At 72.5% G+C, this 15,688-nt stretch carries 13 protein-coding genes; 9 read left to right on the top strand and 4 right to left on the bottom strand.

What is annotated here, in order from left to right; translation table 11 throughout:
- Window positions 1–480: 480 nt before the first annotated feature.
- Window positions 481–2,883: an endopeptidase La gene (lon, locus tag ACCP09_RS00130; RefSeq protein WP_433742380.1), complete on the top strand. Its 2,403-nt coding sequence runs from the start codon at window positions 481–483 to the stop codon at window positions 2,881–2,883.
- A 52-nt stretch (window positions 2,884–2,935) separates the two neighbouring features.
- On the opposite strand, the gene ACCP09_RS00125 is transcribed toward lon, so the two are convergent.
- Window positions 2,936–3,574, bottom strand: coding sequence for a DedA family protein (locus tag ACCP09_RS00125; RefSeq protein ID WP_027932650.1), 639 nt, complete (start codon window positions 3,572–3,574; stop codon window positions 2,936–2,938).
- 116 nt (window positions 3,575–3,690) lie between these two features.
- On the opposite strand from ACCP09_RS00125, the gene ACCP09_RS00120 reads away from it, so the two are divergent.
- The 3 genes from ACCP09_RS00120 (at window position 3,691) to ACCP09_RS00110 (ending at window position 6,632) form a co-directional block, all read left to right on the top strand.
- Window positions 3,691–4,812, top strand: a complete 1,122-nt coding sequence (locus ACCP09_RS00120) for a sensor histidine kinase (RefSeq protein WP_027932651.1) — start codon at window positions 3,691–3,693, stop codon at window positions 4,810–4,812.
- The gene (locus ACCP09_RS00115; RefSeq protein ID WP_027932652.1) at window positions 4,803–5,447 is read left to right on the top strand and encodes a response regulator transcription factor; all 645 of its coding nucleotides are present in this window, start codon (window positions 4,803–4,805) and stop codon (window positions 5,445–5,447) included. The genes ACCP09_RS00120 and ACCP09_RS00115 overlap by 10 nt, the downstream gene beginning before the upstream one ends.
- Before the next feature lie 231 nt (window positions 5,448–5,678).
- On the top strand, window positions 5,679–6,632 hold the full coding sequence (locus tag ACCP09_RS00110; protein WP_433742377.1) for a sporulation protein: 954 nt from the start codon (window positions 5,679–5,681) through the stop codon (window positions 6,630–6,632).
- Window position 6,633: 1 nt separating this feature from the next.
- Here the strand turns inward: ACCP09_RS00110 and ACCP09_RS00105 are convergent, their stop codons facing one another.
- Together ACCP09_RS00105 and ACCP09_RS00100 are read right to left on the bottom strand one after the other, a co-directional pair.
- The gene (locus ACCP09_RS00105; RefSeq protein ID WP_433742375.1) at window positions 6,634–8,094 is read right to left on the bottom strand and encodes a multicopper oxidase family protein; all 1,461 of its coding nucleotides are present in this window, start codon (window positions 8,092–8,094) and stop codon (window positions 6,634–6,636) included.
- On the bottom strand, window positions 8,091–8,300 hold the full coding sequence (locus tag ACCP09_RS00100; protein ID WP_027932655.1) for a DUF5957 family protein: 210 nt from the start codon (window positions 8,298–8,300) through the stop codon (window positions 8,091–8,093). Before ACCP09_RS00100 ends, ACCP09_RS00105 begins: the two co-directional genes overlap by 4 nt.
- A 108-nt stretch (window positions 8,301–8,408) precedes the next feature.
- Here ACCP09_RS00100 and ACCP09_RS00095 point away from each other — a divergent pair, with 108 nt between their 5' ends.
- Window positions 8,409–9,521, top strand: coding sequence for a sensor histidine kinase (locus ACCP09_RS00095; protein WP_400980281.1), 1,113 nt, complete (start codon window positions 8,409–8,411; stop codon window positions 9,519–9,521).
- Complete coding sequence (locus ACCP09_RS00090) at window positions 9,518–10,180, top strand: response regulator (protein ID WP_378366041.1); 663 nt, start codon at window positions 9,518–9,520, stop codon at window positions 10,178–10,180. Before ACCP09_RS00095 ends, ACCP09_RS00090 begins: the two co-directional genes overlap by 4 nt.
- Here the strand turns inward: ACCP09_RS00090 and ACCP09_RS00085 are convergent.
- Window positions 10,138–10,776, bottom strand: a complete 639-nt coding sequence (locus ACCP09_RS00085; RefSeq protein WP_433742372.1) for a TetR/AcrR family transcriptional regulator — start codon at window positions 10,774–10,776, stop codon at window positions 10,138–10,140. The genes ACCP09_RS00090 and ACCP09_RS00085 overlap by 43 nt on opposite strands.
- Window positions 10,777–10,829: 53 nt before the next feature.
- On the opposite strand from ACCP09_RS00085, the gene ACCP09_RS00080 reads away from it, so the two are divergent.
- The 3 genes from ACCP09_RS00080 to ACCP09_RS00070 all read left to right on the top strand — a co-directional run bounded on the left by ACCP09_RS00080 (window position 10,830) and on the right by ACCP09_RS00070 (window position 15,595).
- Window positions 10,830–12,161 carry an MFS transporter gene (locus tag ACCP09_RS00080; protein WP_433742370.1) on the top strand — a complete coding sequence of 444 codons (1,332 nt, stop codon included), beginning with the start codon at window positions 10,830–10,832 and terminating at the stop codon, window positions 12,159–12,161.
- Between the two features lie 153 nt (window positions 12,162–12,314).
- The gene (locus ACCP09_RS00075) at window positions 12,315–13,478 is read left to right on the top strand and encodes a glycosyltransferase family 4 protein (RefSeq protein WP_027932660.1); all 1,164 of its coding nucleotides are present in this window, start codon (window positions 12,315–12,317) and stop codon (window positions 13,476–13,478) included.
- Window positions 13,475–15,595, top strand: a complete 2,121-nt coding sequence (locus tag ACCP09_RS00070) for an amylo-alpha-1,6-glucosidase (protein WP_378336394.1) — start codon at window positions 13,475–13,477, stop codon at window positions 15,593–15,595. The genes ACCP09_RS00075 and ACCP09_RS00070 overlap by 4 nt, the downstream gene beginning before the upstream one ends.
- Window positions 15,596–15,688 lie beyond the last annotated feature (93 nt).

Genomic DNA, 15,688 nt, shown 5'->3' with positions numbered 1-15,688 from the left:
CGAGACGGTGATCTCGGTGCGAATGAGGGGATCACTGTACCCCGGAGGGCGTACTTCAGCCTCTTTCCGGCCGCCATGACATCACCCCATAGTTAACAACGTGCCAACTACGGTGACCAGCGGAGACTTACGGGTGAGCTGGATCTTTCCGGTGATCGCTCCCGGTAGTCGGTGTTAAGCGCCACGCCCGGCTACGACGAGTTCGCCGCGAGCCGTCGCGCTGCACTCCTCCGCATTGATCGCGATTCAATCGAGATCGGGATTACCCGAACCGATGACTGAGCGTGGTCTCGCCGGTTACACCCGGGAAAACGTTTCCGGCAATGCGACGATCATCTCAGTCCCGGCACCTGGAACCACTGCCGGACGTGCCCCGGTTTATTCCCGGAAGCCGTCCGCTGCAAGCGAACTACCTGCGGAAACAAACCCGGCCGCCAGAAAGTTGAGCTAGGCAGACTCAACCAGGTAGGGAGCAACAAGATGACCGACACCAGGCTCCTCCCCGTACTGCCCCTCGACGACGACGTCGTGCTGCCCGGCATGATCGTCCCGCTCGAGCTCGATGACGCCGAGACTCGCGCCGCGGTCGACTCCGCGCAGAGCAAGGCACCGAGCACGCCGTCGTTCCCAGGCATCCGGTCGCTGCCGTCTGCGCAGGCCGAGGTCCTGATCGTCCCGCGGGTGCACGGGGAGTACGCCGAACTGGGCGCCGTCGCGACCATCGAGCGCGTCGGCCGGATCCCCGGTGGCAAGGCCGCCGTCCTGCTGCGCGCCACCCGGCGCGCCCGCGTCGGCGAGAACGGCGACGGCCCCGGCGCCGCCCGCTGGGTGTACGCCGAGCCGGTCGCCGAGGTCGTCGGCGACCAGGCCCGGACGCTGGCCGCCGAGTACAAGACCGTCGTGATCTCGATCCTCCAGCAGCGCGGCGGCTGGCAGATGATCGACGCGGTGCAGCAGGTCGAGGACCCGTCCGCGGTCGCCGACCTCGCGGGCAACTCGCCGTTCCTGAGCACCGACCAGAAGCTGGAGCTGCTGGCCACGCTCGACGTCGCGGCGCGGCTGGAGAAGGCGCTGGAGTGGAGCCGGGAGTACCTGGCCGAGCTCGAGGTGACCGACACCATCCGCAAGGACGTCGCCGAGGGCATGGAGAAGCAGCAGAAGGAGTTCCTGCTGCGCCGCCAGCTGGAGGCGATCCGCAAGGAGCTGGGCGAGCTCGACGGCACCGCCGACCAGGACGACTACCGCGCCCGCGTGGAGCAGGCCGACCTGCCCGAGCACGTCCGCACGGCCGCGCTGGCCGAGGTGGACAAGCTGGAGCGCACCTCCGACGCCTCGCCGGAGGGCGGCTGGATCCGCACCTGGCTGGACACGGTCCTGGAGCTCCCCTGGAATGACCGGACCACCGACGTCCACGACATCGCGGCGGCGCGTGCGGTGCTCGACGCCGACCACGCGGGCCTGGACGACGTGAAGGAACGCATCATCGAGTACCTGGCCGTGCGCGCCCGTCGCGCCGAGGCCGGACAGGGGCAGGTCGGCGGGCGGCACTCCGGAGCCGTGCTGGCGCTGGTCGGTCCTCCCGGTGTGGGCAAAACCTCGCTCGGCGAATCGGTCGCGAAGGCGATGGGCCGGAAGTTCGTCCGCGTCGCGCTCGGCGGTGTCCGGGACGAGGCGGAGATCCGCGGCCACCGGCGCACCTATGTCGGCGCGCTGCCCGGCCGGATCGTCCGCGCCATCAAGGAGGCCGGCTCGATGAACCCGGTCGTCCTGCTGGACGAGGTGGACAAGGTGGGCGCCGACTACCGCGGCGACCCGACCGCGGCGCTGCTGGAGGTCCTCGACCCCGAGCAGAACCACACGTTCCGCGACCACTACCTCGAGGTGGAGCTGGACCTGTCGGACGTGGTGTTCCTCGCCACGGCCAACGCGCTGGAGACCATCCCGGGCCCGCTGCTGGACCGGATGGAGCTGGTGACGCTGGACGGCTACACCGAGCACGAGAAGGTCGTCATCGGCCGCGACCACCTGCTGCCGCGCGAGCTGGAGCGGGCCGGGCTGGGCCGGGACGACGTGCGGTTCACCGACGCGGCGCTGAGCCGGATCGCCGCCGAGTACACCCGCGAGGCGGGCGTGCGCAACGCGAACCGGACCATCGCGAAGGTGCTGCGCAAGATCGCGACCAGGGTCGCGCTGGACGAGGCGACCCTGCCGGTGACCGTCGACGCGGCGGACTTGGAGGGCTACCTCGGCCGTCCGCGGCACCTGCCGGAGTCGGCGCTGCCCGCGTCGACGCAGCGGACCGCGACCCCGGGTGTGGCGACCGGCCTGGCCGTCACGGGCGCGGGCGGGGACGTCCTCTACATCGAGGCGTCGCTGGCCGATCCCGAGTCGGGCAGCTCCGGGCTCACGGTCACCGGGCAGCTGGGTGACGTGATGAAGGAGTCGGTGCAGATCGCGCTGTCCTACCTGCGGTCCCGCGGCGCCGAACTGGAACTCCCGGTCGGCGACCTGAAGGACCGGGGCGTGCACGTCCACGTGCCCGCGGGCGCGGTGCCCAAGGACGGGCCGAGCGCCGGGATCACGATGACCACGGCGCTGGCGTCGCTGCTGTCCGGCCGTGTGGTGCGGTCCGACGTGGCGATGACCGGTGAGGTGTCGCTGACCGGCCGCGTCCTGCCGATCGGCGGGGTCAAGCAGAAGCTGCTGGCCGCGCACCGGGCCGGGATCAAGACCGTGATCATCCCGCAGCGCAACGAGCCGGACCTGGACGACGTTCCCGCGGACGTGCTGGCCCAGCTCGACGTGCACCCGGTGTCGAACGTCCGTGAGGTCCTCGACCTGGCGCTGGCGCCGGCCACCACCCCCGTGGCCCAGGCCGCCTGACGCCCCCGAGCGGAGCCGCCCTCCCCTGCCCCCAGGGAGGGCGGCTCCGTGTTCACGTCCGGACGCGCTCCCGCAGCCTGGTGATGACGAACACGGCGAGCGCGATCGCGACGGCGCCGATCACCGCGTACTGGAAGAAGCCGGCGTAGCGGTCCACCACGTGCCAGTTCGCGCCGAGCAGGTAGCCGGCGACGACGAAGATCGTGTTCCAGATCAGGCTGCCCAGCGTGGTGAGCACGAGGAACCTGCCGAACGCCATCCGCTCGATCCCGGCGGGCAGCGAGATCAGGCTGCGGAAGATCGGCACCATCCGGCCGAAGAACACCGCCTTCGTGCCGTGCTTGGCGAACCACGCCTCGGTGCGGTCGAAGTCGGACGCCTTGACCAGCGGGATGCGCAGCAGCAGCGCGCGGGTCCGCTCGCGGCCGAGCAGCGCGCCAAGCCAGTAGACGATGACGGCGCCCGCGACCGAGCCGAACGTGGTCCAGGCCAGCGCTTCGAGCAGGCTGAACGTGCCCTGGCCGGCGGAGAACCCGGCGAGCGGCAGCACCAGCTCGCTCGGGATCGGCGGGAACAGGTTGTCCAGGCCGACGATGATGGCGGCGCCCGGTCCGCCGAGCGAATCCATGAGCGAGACGGCCCAGCCGGCGAGTCCCCCGAGCGGTTCGGCCTGTGCGAGTTGGAGATCCATGATTCGAAGCTAGGTTCGCGGGCGGCGGTCGAACATGGGGCGCGGCACCCGGTCATCCTGCGGAAAACCTCAGTACCGGCCGCCCGGAACCCCGCTAACCTCGGGTTGTGCCCACAGTGGACCTGCGCCGCGCGTTGCGGGTGACGGCGGGGCTGGCGCTCGGCGCGCTGAGCGCGTTCGCCGAGGCGGCCTTCGTCGTCGTGGCGACGCTCGTCCTCGCCGTGCCCGCCGCGCGCCCCGCCGTGTTCCGGGCCACCCGCTGGTTCGCCGAGCGGGAACGGGCGCGGCTCCGGCGGTTCCTCGACTACCCCACCTCGGACGACTACCGCGACTCGCGCGCGCTGCGGTACCTGGCGTCGCGCAGCGTCGCGGGCGGTCTCGGCGCGGGTGTCTTCGCGTTGATCGGGCTGGGCCTGGCGACGGCGGTGATCACGGTGTGGCAGCTGGCGGGCGGGCAGCCGCTCGGCGACGACCAGGACTGGTTCGACGTGCCCGTGCTGCTGCTGATGGGCGCGCTGCTGGTGTTCCTCGCCGTGCAGGGGCTCATCGGCGTCGGCGCGCTGGAACGCACGCTGGCGCACCACTTCTTCGGCCCCACGAAGCAGGAACGGTTGCAGCGCCGGGTCGACGCGCTCACCCACAGCCGCGCCGAGGTCGTCGAGGCGGTGAACGACGAGCGGCGGCGGATCGAACGCGATCTGCACGACGGGGTGCAGCAGCGGATCGTGTCGCTGGGCATGCTGCTCGGCCGCGCCCGGCGCGCGAAGGACCCGGAGCGGGCGGAGGCGCTGCTGCGGCAGGCGCACGAGGAGACGCAGCTGGCGCTGCAGGAGCTGCGGGACGTGGCGTGGCGCGTGTACCCGATCGCGCTGGACGAAGGCGGGCTTGCCACGGCGCTGGAGGCGCTGGCCGAGCGGTCGAGCCTGCCGGTCGCGCTCTCGTACGCGCTTGAGGAGCGGTTGGATCCGGCGACCGAGACGGTGGCGTACTTCGTGGCGTCGGAGGCGGTGACGAACGCGATCAAGCACGCGGCGGCGAGCCGCATCGAGATCGCGGTGGCGCGGGCGGGCAGGATGGTCGGCGTGACGATCACCGACGACGGCGTTGGCGGCGCTCAGGTCGCCGGCAACGGACTGTCCGGCCTGGCCAGGCGGGTCGGCGCGGCCGACGGAGTGTTCACTGTGGACAGTCCGGCCGGCGGGCCGACGGTCGTGCGGGCGGAGCTGCCGTGCGCGTGATCCTGGCCGAGGACTCGACATTGCTGCGGGAAGGCCTGATCCGGCTGCTCGCCGAGGAGGGCCACGAGGTGCTCGCCGCGGTCGGCAACGCCACGGAGCTGCTCGACGAGGTGTCCCGGGCGCAGCCGGACGTGGTGGTGACGGACATCCGGATGCCGCCCGACCACACCGACGAGGGCCTGCGGGCGGCGCTGGAGATCCGGCGGCGCTGGCCGGACGTCGGGGTGCTCGTGCTGTCCCAGTACGTCGAGAAGCGGTACGCGACGGAACTGATCACCGACGACGGCGGGCGAGTCGGGTACCTGCTCAAGGACCGGGTGATGCAGGTCGGCGAATTCCTCGACGCGCTGGAGCGGGTCGGGTCCGGCGGGGCGGCGTTCGACCCCGAAGTCGTCCGGCGGCTGCTGGCGCGCACCACGCACGCGGACCCGCTCGCGACGCTGACCGCCCGGGAACGCGAAGTGCTGGCGAAGATGGCCGAGGGGCACACGAACGCCGGCATCGCGGCGGAGCTGTACGTGTCGCAGTCCGCGGTGGAGAAGCACGTGAACGCGATTTTCGACAAGCTGCGGTTGAGCCATACGAGCGGGTACAGCCGGCGAGTGCTGGCTGTTCTGCGCTACTTGGGCTCTTAGGGGGCGCTACGCGCGTAGCTGCGCTGCGCGCGGCCGAAAGCGCCGGCTTCGCTTCGCCAGTGGCTTGACCCGGTGGCTCGGCAACCGATTCGGCTGGGGATCGTGTTGCGGGAGAGGGGTGGCTCGGGGGGTGAGGGCCTTCGTTGCCAGGTTCCTGGTGGTGAGCGGGGTTTTGCTGCCGGTAGTCTCGATCTTGAGCCTGTTTTGTCCGGATTTCAGGAGGAACTGTCCATGTTCAAGCGGATGCTCAGCGCCTTCGGCGTCGGTGGGCCGTCGGTCGACACCGTGCTCGACTCGCCCCACGCGGCGCCCGGTGGGGTGGTCACGGGGCAGGTCCGGATCCAGGGCGGCAGCGCCGACGCGGCCATCGACCAGGTCGTCCTGTCGCTGGTCACGCGGGTCGAGATCGAGCACGGCGGGCACGAGTCCGCGGCCACCGGGGAGTTCCACCGCCAGCTCGTGCAGCAGGGTGTGCGGGTGCCGTCCGGTCAGCTGGTCACGGTGCCGTTCGAGCTGCGCCTGCCATGGGAGACGCCGATCACCGCGGTCGGCGACTCGCTCCTGCACGGCATGGCGGTCGGTGTGCGGACCGAGCTGGTGATCTCGGGCGCGCCGGACAAGGGTGACCTCGACCCGGTCCACGTGCACCCGCTGCCGTCGCAGGACCGGGTGCTCGACGCGTTCGGGCAGCTCGGGTTCCGGTTCCGCAACGCCGACGTGGAAGCGGGCCACCTCTACGGCGTGCGCCAGGAGCTGGGCTTCTACCAGGAGCTCGAGTTCTTCCCGCCGGCCGGGTTCGCCGGGCGGATCAACGAGGTCGAGCTGACGTTCGTCGCCGGGCCGCACGATCTCGCCGTCGTGCTCGAAGCCGACCGGCGGGGCCGCTTCATGCAAGCGGGCGGCGACTCGTTCGGCCGCTTCCAGATGTCGCACCAGGATGCGGAGAACGCCGACTGGGCCGCGCTCATCGGGCAGTGGCTGAGCGAAGCCGCCCAGCGCGGCGGGCACTCCGCGTTCGGCAACCCGGCCTTCGGCGGCCATCACCCGGGCCACCACGGCCACCATGGTCACGGCCGCGGCATGGGCGTCGGCGGCATGGTGGCCGGCGCCGCGGCGGGTGTCGTCGGCGGGATGATCATGGGCGAGATGCTGGAAGAGGCGTTCGAGTTCGACGGCGAGGAGTGACTCACCGGACCACGAAATTCGCCATCATCATCATGTCCTCGTGTTCGAGGTTGTGGCAGTGCAGGACGTACTTCCCGCGATAGCCCTCGAACCGGACGAGCACCTCGGCCTGGTCGCCGTTGCCCAGGTCGACCGTGTCCTTCCAGCCGTGCGCCGTGCCCGGCACCTGGAACGGCGCGAGGTGGATGTGGATCGGGTGCGGCACGTTCTGCGCCCGCAACCGCCACAGCTCCACCGTGCCCAGGGCGGGCTCGGCCACGACGCCGTCCGCGCTGAACGGCATCCCGTTGACCGTCCACAGTGTCATCCCGTGGTGCTCGGCCCCGCCGCGGCGGAACGTGAACTCGCGTTCCGCCACGGCATCCGAGCGGGACAACGGCCGCACGTCGGCCAACCGGTCCGGAACGGCGCTGTCGTCGGGCACCCGCCGGGTCACCACGAACCGCATCACCCGCGCCGTGCCGCCGTCGCCGAGCCGGTTCACCAGCGTCACCTCCTGGCCGGGCGAGTACGCCGAAAAGTCGATCACCACGTCGTACCGTTCAGCCTGCGCGATCTGCAGCCGCTCGTGCCGGACCGGCGCGGCCAGCAGCCCCTGGTCGCCGCCGATCTGCGTGAACCCCGGCCCCGGCGGGTCCAGTGCGAGCCGGTAGCGGCGGGCGTTGGAGGCGTTGAGGATCCGGAACCGGTAACGCGCGGCGTCCACCTCCATCGCCGGCCACGGCGCGCCGTTGACCAGGATGCAGTCGCCGAGCACGCCGCTGACGAACTCACTGGTCACACCCGGCTGCCCCAGCAGTGACGGGTCGACCGACGGGTAAGCGAACGAGCCGTCCGCGGCGAACGACCGGTCGGTGATCATCAACGGCACCTCGCGCTCGCCGCGCGGCAGGGGCAGCGCGTCCTCCTCGTCGTCACGCACCAGGTGGAACCCGGCGAGCCCGCGGTAGACCTGCGGGCCGGTGAAGTCGGCCCGGTGGTCGTGGTACCAGAGCGTGGCGGCCGGCTGGTCCAGCGGATACACGTACTCCCGCGCCGCGCCGGGCGCGACCAGGTCCAGCGGGTAGCCGTCGTGCTCGGGCGGCGTGCGGCCGCCGTGCAGGTGCACCACCACCGGCACGCCGAGCTCGTTGCGGTGCCGGACGACGGTGGTCTCGCCGCGGCGGGACTCGATCGTGGGGCCGGGGAAGATCCCGTCGTACCCCCAGACCGTGGTGCGCAACCCGGGCAGGATCTCCACCTCGGCGGCGCGCTGGGTGATCTCGTAGCGGCCGGGTCGGACCGGCCGCAGCACGGGCGGCACCGGCAGCGGCACGGTGAACGGCTCGGGCAGTTTCGCCGCGCTGCGCAACAGGGTGCCCGCGCTGGACTCGGTCTCGGTGTTCGCGCCGCCGCTGGCGCAGCCCGCCACGAGCAGGCCGGCCGCGGTGACGCGGAACAGGTCGCGCCGGGACAGGTTCACCGGTTCCGCCTCCGCTGGTCGATCAGCACAGCGACGACTGCGCCCGCGGCGGCGAGCAGCTGCGGGCCGAAGCCGATCACGAACGTCCAGGGCGCGTCGACCTGACCGTCCTGCCCGGCGAGCCGTCCGACGAGTTCGCCGAAGACCAGAAAGCCCACCGCGAGGCCCGCGAACAGGCCGAGGATGGCGACACCCAGGGTTCTCATGCGAGCCGAAACTAGGCGTGCGCGCGCCGCCCGTCGTCCGTCCGCAGTCGATCGCGGTGTCAACATCCGGCGACTGTGCGCGGGCCCGGACCTGGCTATTCTCGGGACGTGAGCGAGCGAAAGCGGGTGCTCGCCGACGCCGCTCTGGGGGTCGCGACCTCCACCGTGGTGGCCGTCGCCATCGCGATGGACCTCGGCGGCGCACGGGCGCCCGACCCGGTGGCGTACCTGTTCGCGGTGTGCCTCGGCGCGCTGATGCTCGTGCGCCGCCGGTTCCCGGTGCTGGCGCTGGCCGCGACCGCCGCCGGGCTGCTCGCCTACCACGCGGCCGGCTACCCGCCGGTGGGGCTGGCGCTGCCCGTCGCGGCCGCCCTGTTCTCCGCGGCCGAGGCCGGCCGGGCACGCGTCGCGGCGGCGACGGCGGCGGCGTTGGTGCTGGTCAGCACGTTCTTCCGGTTGCGACAGGGGGAGAGCCCGGATTACCTGCTCGGGTTCGAGCTCGCCTCGACGGTGGGGCTGATGCTGAGCGCGATCGCGCTGGGGGCGTTGCGTGCCGAGCAACGCCGCACCGCGCGGCAGGCCGCCGTGGAACGGGAGTGGGAGGCACGGCGGCGGGTCGAGGAGGAACGCCTGCGCATCGCGCGGGACCTGCATGACGCCGTCGGGCACACGCTGGCGGTGGTGTCGGTGCAGGCCAGCGTCGCCGCCGAGGCGCTGGACGACGACCCGGACGCGGCCCGGTCCGCCCTGGCGACCCTCCGGCTGGCCGCCGACGAAGCCGTCCACGACCTGCGGACCACGCTCGGGCTGCTGACCGACGACACCGGACGCGCCCCGGCGGGCAGCCTGCGTCACCTCGACGCGCTGGTGACCGCGACCGTCCGAAGTGGTCTGGAGGTGACTGTGTCGACCGAGGGCGAGCCGGTCGCGTTGCCCGCGGCCGTGGACACCACGGCGTACCGGATCGTGCAGGAGGCGCTGACCAACTGCCTCCGCCACGCCCGGGCGAGCAAGGCGGAGGTGCGGCTGCGCTACGAACCGGGCCTGCTGCGGATCCAGGTCCGCGACGACGGCGCCGGCGCCGAGCTGCCCGCCCGGGGCGGCCGCGGCCTGGACGGCATGCGGGACCGGGCCGAGCTGCTCGGCGGTTCGGTGACGCTGGAGTCCCGTCCTGGCGCGGGTTTCCAGGTCGACGCGAGCCTGCCGGTGGAGCCGCGATGATCCGCGTCGCGCTTGCCGACGACCAGCACCTGATGCGGGCCGGTCTGTCCGCGTTGCTCGCCCGCGCCGACGACATCACCGTCGTGGGGGAGGCCGCCGACGGCGCGGAGGCGGTGACGCTCGCCCTGACCGCGCGGCCGGACGTGGTGCTCATGGACATCCGCATGCCCGGCGTGGACGGCATCGAGGCCACGCGGCGCATCGTCGCCGACCCGCGGTTGCGCGCCGTGCGGGTCGTTGTCCTGACCACGTTCGACACCGACGAGCACATCCTGGACGCGATCCGAGCCGGCGCGTCGGGGTTCCTGCTGAAGAACACCGAGCCGGACGACCTGCGGGCGGCGGTGCGAACGGTCGCCGCCGGTGATGCGCTGCTGGCGCCGTCGGTCACCCGGCGCGTGATGGCGGCGGTGGCGCACGGGCACCGCACCGACCCGGCGCGGCTGGCGCGCCTGACCGAGCGGGAACGGGAACTGCTCGCCGAGGTCGCCGCGGGCCGGTCCAACGACGAGATCGCCGGGCGGCTGTTCCTCAGCCCGGCCACGACCCGCACCTACGTGAGCCGGTTGCTGTCCAAACTGGACGCGCGCGACCGCGCCCAGCTGGTGCACATCGCCTACGAATCCGGCCTGGTCCGCCCCGGCGACCCCGGCCGGTGAGCGCAGCCGCGCCACCCCGGCGCGGCGACTCCGGTCAGCACCACGTCCACCACCTGCTCCGCCAGGTGGTCGGTGACCGGCAGGTGTCCGAAGAGGACCCGGTAGTAGGTGGTCGAGGCGAGCATGTCGAGCACGAGGTCGAAGTCGAGGTCCGGGTCGAGGTCGCCGCGCTCGACGCCGCGGCGCAGGGCTTCCGCCGTGGAGCTCCGTCGCGTGTGGAAGTAGTCGCGCAGGAACACCTCCGCCAGTTCCGGATCGTCGGCGAGGTCGGCGACCAGCGCGGGCAGCACCCGCCGTCCGATCCTGGTCGTGAAGGCCTCGCTGAGCGTCCCGATCCCCGCGACCAGGTCGCAGCGCGTGCACCCGGTGTCCGGCGTCGGCACCGCGCCGACCGTCGCCACCAGCGCGTCGACCACCAGGTGCGGACGCCCCCGCCAGCGGCGGCGTAGCGCGGGTTTGCTCGTGCCCGCCCTGGTCGCCACCGCCTCCAGGGTGAGCGCCGCATAGCCCACCTCGTTCAGCAGGTCCACCGTCGCTTCGCGGACGGCTCCGTCGATGCGCTCGTCGCGTGGCCGGCCGGCCCGGATGCTCGTCACAGCCCTCACCCTAGCACTTCCATTTCGTTCCGATACGGAACATAATTGCCGCCATGACCCTCTCCTCGACTTCCGAGGGTGTGCTCTCGCCCCGCTACCGGGCCCGCACCGTCGGCATCGTGCTCACCGTCGGACTGGTCGCGCTCGAATCCCTCGGGGTGGCGACCATCCTCCCGGACGTCTCCCGCCTGCTCGGCGGCCTCGGCTCCTACGGCTGGGCGCTGGCCGCGCTGATGCTCGCCAACATCGTCGGCACCGTCCTCGCCGGTCACGCCGCCGACCGCGGCGGGCCGGCCCGTCCGCTGGCCGCCGGGCTGGTCGCGTTCGCGCTCGGCAGCGCACTGGCCGGTCTCGCCCCGTCGTGGCCAGTGTTCCTGCTCGGCCGGTTCGCGCAGGGCCTCGGGGTCGGCGCGGTGATGGCGATGGCCTACACGCTGATCGGGCTGGTCTACCCCGAACGGCTGCGTGCCCGCATGTTCGCGCTGCTGTCCTCGGCCTGGACGATCCCGTCGCTGGTCGGCCCGGTCGTCGCGGCGGCGGTGGCGAGTTCGGCGGGCTGGCGGTGGGTGTTCCTGGCCATGGTCCCGCTCGCCGGGGTCGCGGCCTGGTGCACGCTCCCCGGACTGGCGCGGCCGGCGCCCACGACCCCGGAATCCTCCCGGTGGCGGCCGCTCGTCGGCAGCGTCGCGCTCGCCGCGGGGACCGCGATCCTGTTGGCCGCACTGGAACTCCACACCGTCGCGGTGCTGGTTCCGCTCGCCGCCGCCGGGTTCGTCCTCGCCGTCCTGGCACTGCGGCAGGTCACCCCGGCAGGCACGCTCGTCGTGCGGCGCGGGGTCCCCGCCGGGGTGGTCGTGCGGTTCCTGCTGTGCGCGGTGTACTTCGGCTCCGAGGCGTTCCTGCCGCTGGGGTTGACCGAATTGCGGCACGTGAGCGCCTTCGAAGCCGGGCTGGGCCTGTCGGCCGGGGCGCTGAGCTGGGTGGCCGGCTCGGCGGCGCAGGCGAAGTGGGACCGCAACCGGCGGATGGCGGTGGCTCTGGGTTTCGCGGTACTGGTGGCCGGGGTAGCAGTACTGGCCTACGGAGTGCTCGTCGGCCCGGGACTGCTCGCGGTGCTCGGCTGGGTGATCGGCGGGGCAGGCATGGGTGTCGCGTTCAACGCCGCCACCACCGAGACCCTCGGTCGCGCCCCGGACGGGCAGCAGGGCTCGGTCAGCGCGGCGCTCCAGCTGGCGCAGACCCTGGCCACGGCTGTCGCGAGTGGACTCGGTGGCGCGCTCATCGCGGCGGAAGGCGCGGCACCGGCGGCGTTCCTCGCGGTCTTCGCCGGAACCGCGGCACTCGGCCTCGCTGGTGTCCTCACGGCACGGCGGATCACCGTGTGACACAGATCTCCCACGCCCGGAGCTTGCCGAGGCGAGCGCCGCTGTATTAGCACTCTTAGTAGGAGAGTGCTAATTGCATAGACGGTCCGAGGAGGCAGCTTGAGCAGCGCGCACCGCCCCGCGTGGAAAGCCCGATCTGTTTCGCACGCCGCCGTGCGACGGGACGACCCCGACCGCCCGCTCCGCGTGGCGATGGTCGTCCCGCCCTACTTCGACGTTCCTCCGAAGGCCTACGGCGGGGTCGAGGCGGTCGTGGCCGACCTCGCGGACGCCCTCGTCGACCGCGGGCACCACGTCACCCTGATCGGCGCGGGCCGTCCCGGCACGAAGGCGCGGTTCGTCCCGGTGTGGGACCGCACCGTGCCGGAGCTGCTCGGCGAGCCCTACCCGGAGGTCATGCACGCCATCGCCGCGCGCCGGGCCGTGCAGCGGCTCGCCGCGGCCGAGGGCGTCGACGTCGTGCACGACCACTCGCTGGCCGGCCCGCTCAACGCCCCCGCCTACGGCGTGCCGACCGTGGTGACCGTGCACGGTCCGGTCGGCGAGGACATGGCGCGCTACTACACCGAACTGGGCGACGACGTGCACCTGGTGGCGATCAGCGACCGGCAGCGCGAGCTGGCGCCCGGCCTGAACTGGATCGGCACCGTCCACAACGCACTGCGGCTGGCCGACTGGCCGTTCCAGTCCGAAAAGGACGACTACGCGTTGTTCCTCGGCCGGTTCCACCCGGACAAGGCGCCGCACCTCGCGCTGGAGGCCGCGCACCGCGCCGGGCTGCGGCTGGTCCTGGCCGGCAAGTGCGCCGAGCCGATCGAGAAGGAGTACTTCGAGCGGGAGGTCCGGCCGCGGCTCACCGACAACGACCACGTGTTCGGCGTCGCCGACGCGACCGCGAAGCGCGAGCTGCTCGCCAAGGCCCGCTGCCTGCTCTTCCCCATCCAGTGGGAGGAGCCGTTCGGGATGGTCATGATCGAGGCGATGGCGTGCGGCACGCCGGTGGTGGCGCTGCGGTCCGGCGCGGTGCCGGAGGTCGTCGTCGACGGCGTCACCGGCCTGGTGCGCGACGACCCGGCCGACCTGGTGCAGGCGCTGCACGACGTCCGCCACCTCGACCCGGCCAAGTGCCGCGCGCACGTCGCCGAGCACTTCGACGTCGGCGGGCTGGGCGCGGGCTACGAGGCCGCGTACCGGCGGGCGGTCGAGGTCAGCAGGCTGCGGCGCGACTACGCGGCCCTGGACTCGGCGCTCGACCGCGCCTACGACCAGATGGACAACGACGGACCCACCCTGCAGCCATCCGGAGGGCGGCCATGACGCCGGAGGCGTTCAACGCGGGCGAGCCGGTGCCCGTGACCAGCGCGGGCGGCACGGTCACGCTCGTCGAAGGCAGCACGTTCTGCCTGTCCGGCACGAACGGCGACATCCAGCCGGGCACCTCGCACGGCCTGTTCTTCCGGGACGCGCGGCTGGTCTCGCGGTGGGAGCTGCGGCTGGACGGGCAGTCCCCGCACCCGCTGTCGGTCATCTCGCCGGAGGCGTTCGCGGCGCAGTTCGTGCTGCGCCGCAACCCCAAGCCGGGCCAGGCCGACAGCACGCTGCTGCTGGTGCGGGAGCGGCTGGTCGGCGACGGTCTGCGGGAGACGATCACGCTGCGGAACCTGGGGCGGGAGAACACCGTCGCGACGCTGACCCTGCACGTCGACGCGGACTTCTCGGACCTGTTCGCGGTGAAGGAGGGCCGCCCCGCGCACGGCGGGGCGGACGCCACCGTGGCCGGCTCGGAACTGTTGCTGCGCGACCGGTCCGACGGCTCGCGCGGGCTGTCGGTGAGCGCCACCGCGGACCCGCTGGCCGCGCCCGGCGTGCTGAACTGGCGCGTCGTCGTGCCTGCCCGTGGCGAATGGTCGACCGAGATCGTGGTGCAGCCGACCGTCGGGAACCGGCGGGTGCGGCCACAGTTCGACCGCGGCGAGGAGGTCGAGGCGAGCGGTCCGGCGCGCAAGATCCGCGCGTGGCGCGACGTGAGCACGATGATCGCGGCTGACGACCCGGTGCTCACGCAGGTGCTGCAGCGCACGGAAAGCGATCTCGGCGCGTTGCAGATCCACGACAGCAGCCAGGACGGACGGCCGTTCGTCGCGGCAGGCGCGCCCTGGTTCATGACGTTGTTCGGCCGGGACAGCCTGCTCACCGCGTGGATGGCGCTGCCACTGGACGTCGGGCTCGCGCTGGGCACGCTGGAGACGCTGGCGGAGCTGCAGGGCAAGCGTGTCGACCCGTTGACCGAGGAGGAGCCCGGCCGGATCCTGCACGAGCTGCGGCTCGGTCCGGACAGCGACCAGGTTCTCGGCGGCAGCCACTACTACGGCACGGTGGACGCGTCGCCGCTGTTCGTCATGCTGCTGGCCGAGTGCTGGCGCTGGGGCGCGGGCGAAACGGCGGTGCGGGCGCTGCTCCCGGCCGCCGACGCCGCGCTGGAGTGGCTGGAACGCTACGGCGACCGGGACGGCGACGGGTTCGTCGAGTACCGGCGGGCGACCGACCGTGGCCTGCTCAACCAGGGCTGGAAGGACAGCTTCGACGGCATCAACGACGCGGCCGGGCGGCTGGCGACCACACCGATCGCGTTGTGCGAGGTGCAGGGCTACGCCTACGCGGCCTGGTTGGCACGCGCCGAACTGGCCGACGCGTTCAACGACCCGGCGACCTCGGCGCGCTGCCGGGAGCGGGCCGAGCGGTTGCGGGAGCGGTTCGCCGAGGCGTTCTGGCTGCCGGAGCAGGGCTGGTACGCCGTCGCGCTGGACGGCCGCAAGCAGCCGCTCGACGCGCTGACCAGCAACACCGCGCACTGCCTGTGGTCGGGAATCGCGACCGACGAGCACGCCGCGGTGCTGATCGAGCGGCTCAGCAGGCCGGAGATGGACACCGGCTACGGGCTGCGGACGCTGTCCTCGGCGATGGGCGCGTACAACCCGATGAGCTACCACAACGGCTCGGTGTGGCCGCACGACACGGCGATCGCGGTGGCCGGGCTGTTGCGGTACGCGCACCTGCCGGGCGCGGTGGACCTGGCGCAGCGGCTGGCGACCGGGCTGCTCGACGCGGCGGCCTCGTTCGGCGGACGGCTGCCCGAGCTGTTCTGCGGGTTCTCGCGGTCGGAGTTCAGCCCGCCGATCCCCTACCCGACGTCGTGTTCGCCGCAGGCCTGGGCGAGTGCGGCGCCGTTGCTGCTGGTGCGGTCGTTCCTCGGGCTCGAACCGCACGTGCCTCAGCAGCGGCTGGTGGTCCGCCCGCACCTGCCGGGCCAGTGGGGCCGGGTGCGGTTGTCGGACCTGCGGCTCGGTGAGCTGACCGTGCATGTCGAGGCAGATCACGAAGTGGCCAAGGTTCGGGGGCTGCCGGAAGGCTGGGACCTGCGCCTGGCTGGGTGAAAGCGGTTCCGGGGTGATCTGCGTCGCACACGGCGGGGTTGATTCCTTAGGTTAGCCTTGCTTGACTTGGCGCACTTTGTCGCAGTTCCTTCG

The sequence above is a fragment of the Amycolatopsis sp. 3B14 genome (genome assembly GCF_050958625.1).
GTDB classification, from domain to species: Bacteria; Actinomycetota; Actinomycetes; order Mycobacteriales; family Pseudonocardiaceae; genus Amycolatopsis_E; species Amycolatopsis_E thermoflava.
The sequence above is the reverse complement of the archived record's forward strand: the minus strand, read 5'-3'. Positions and strand labels throughout refer to the sequence as shown.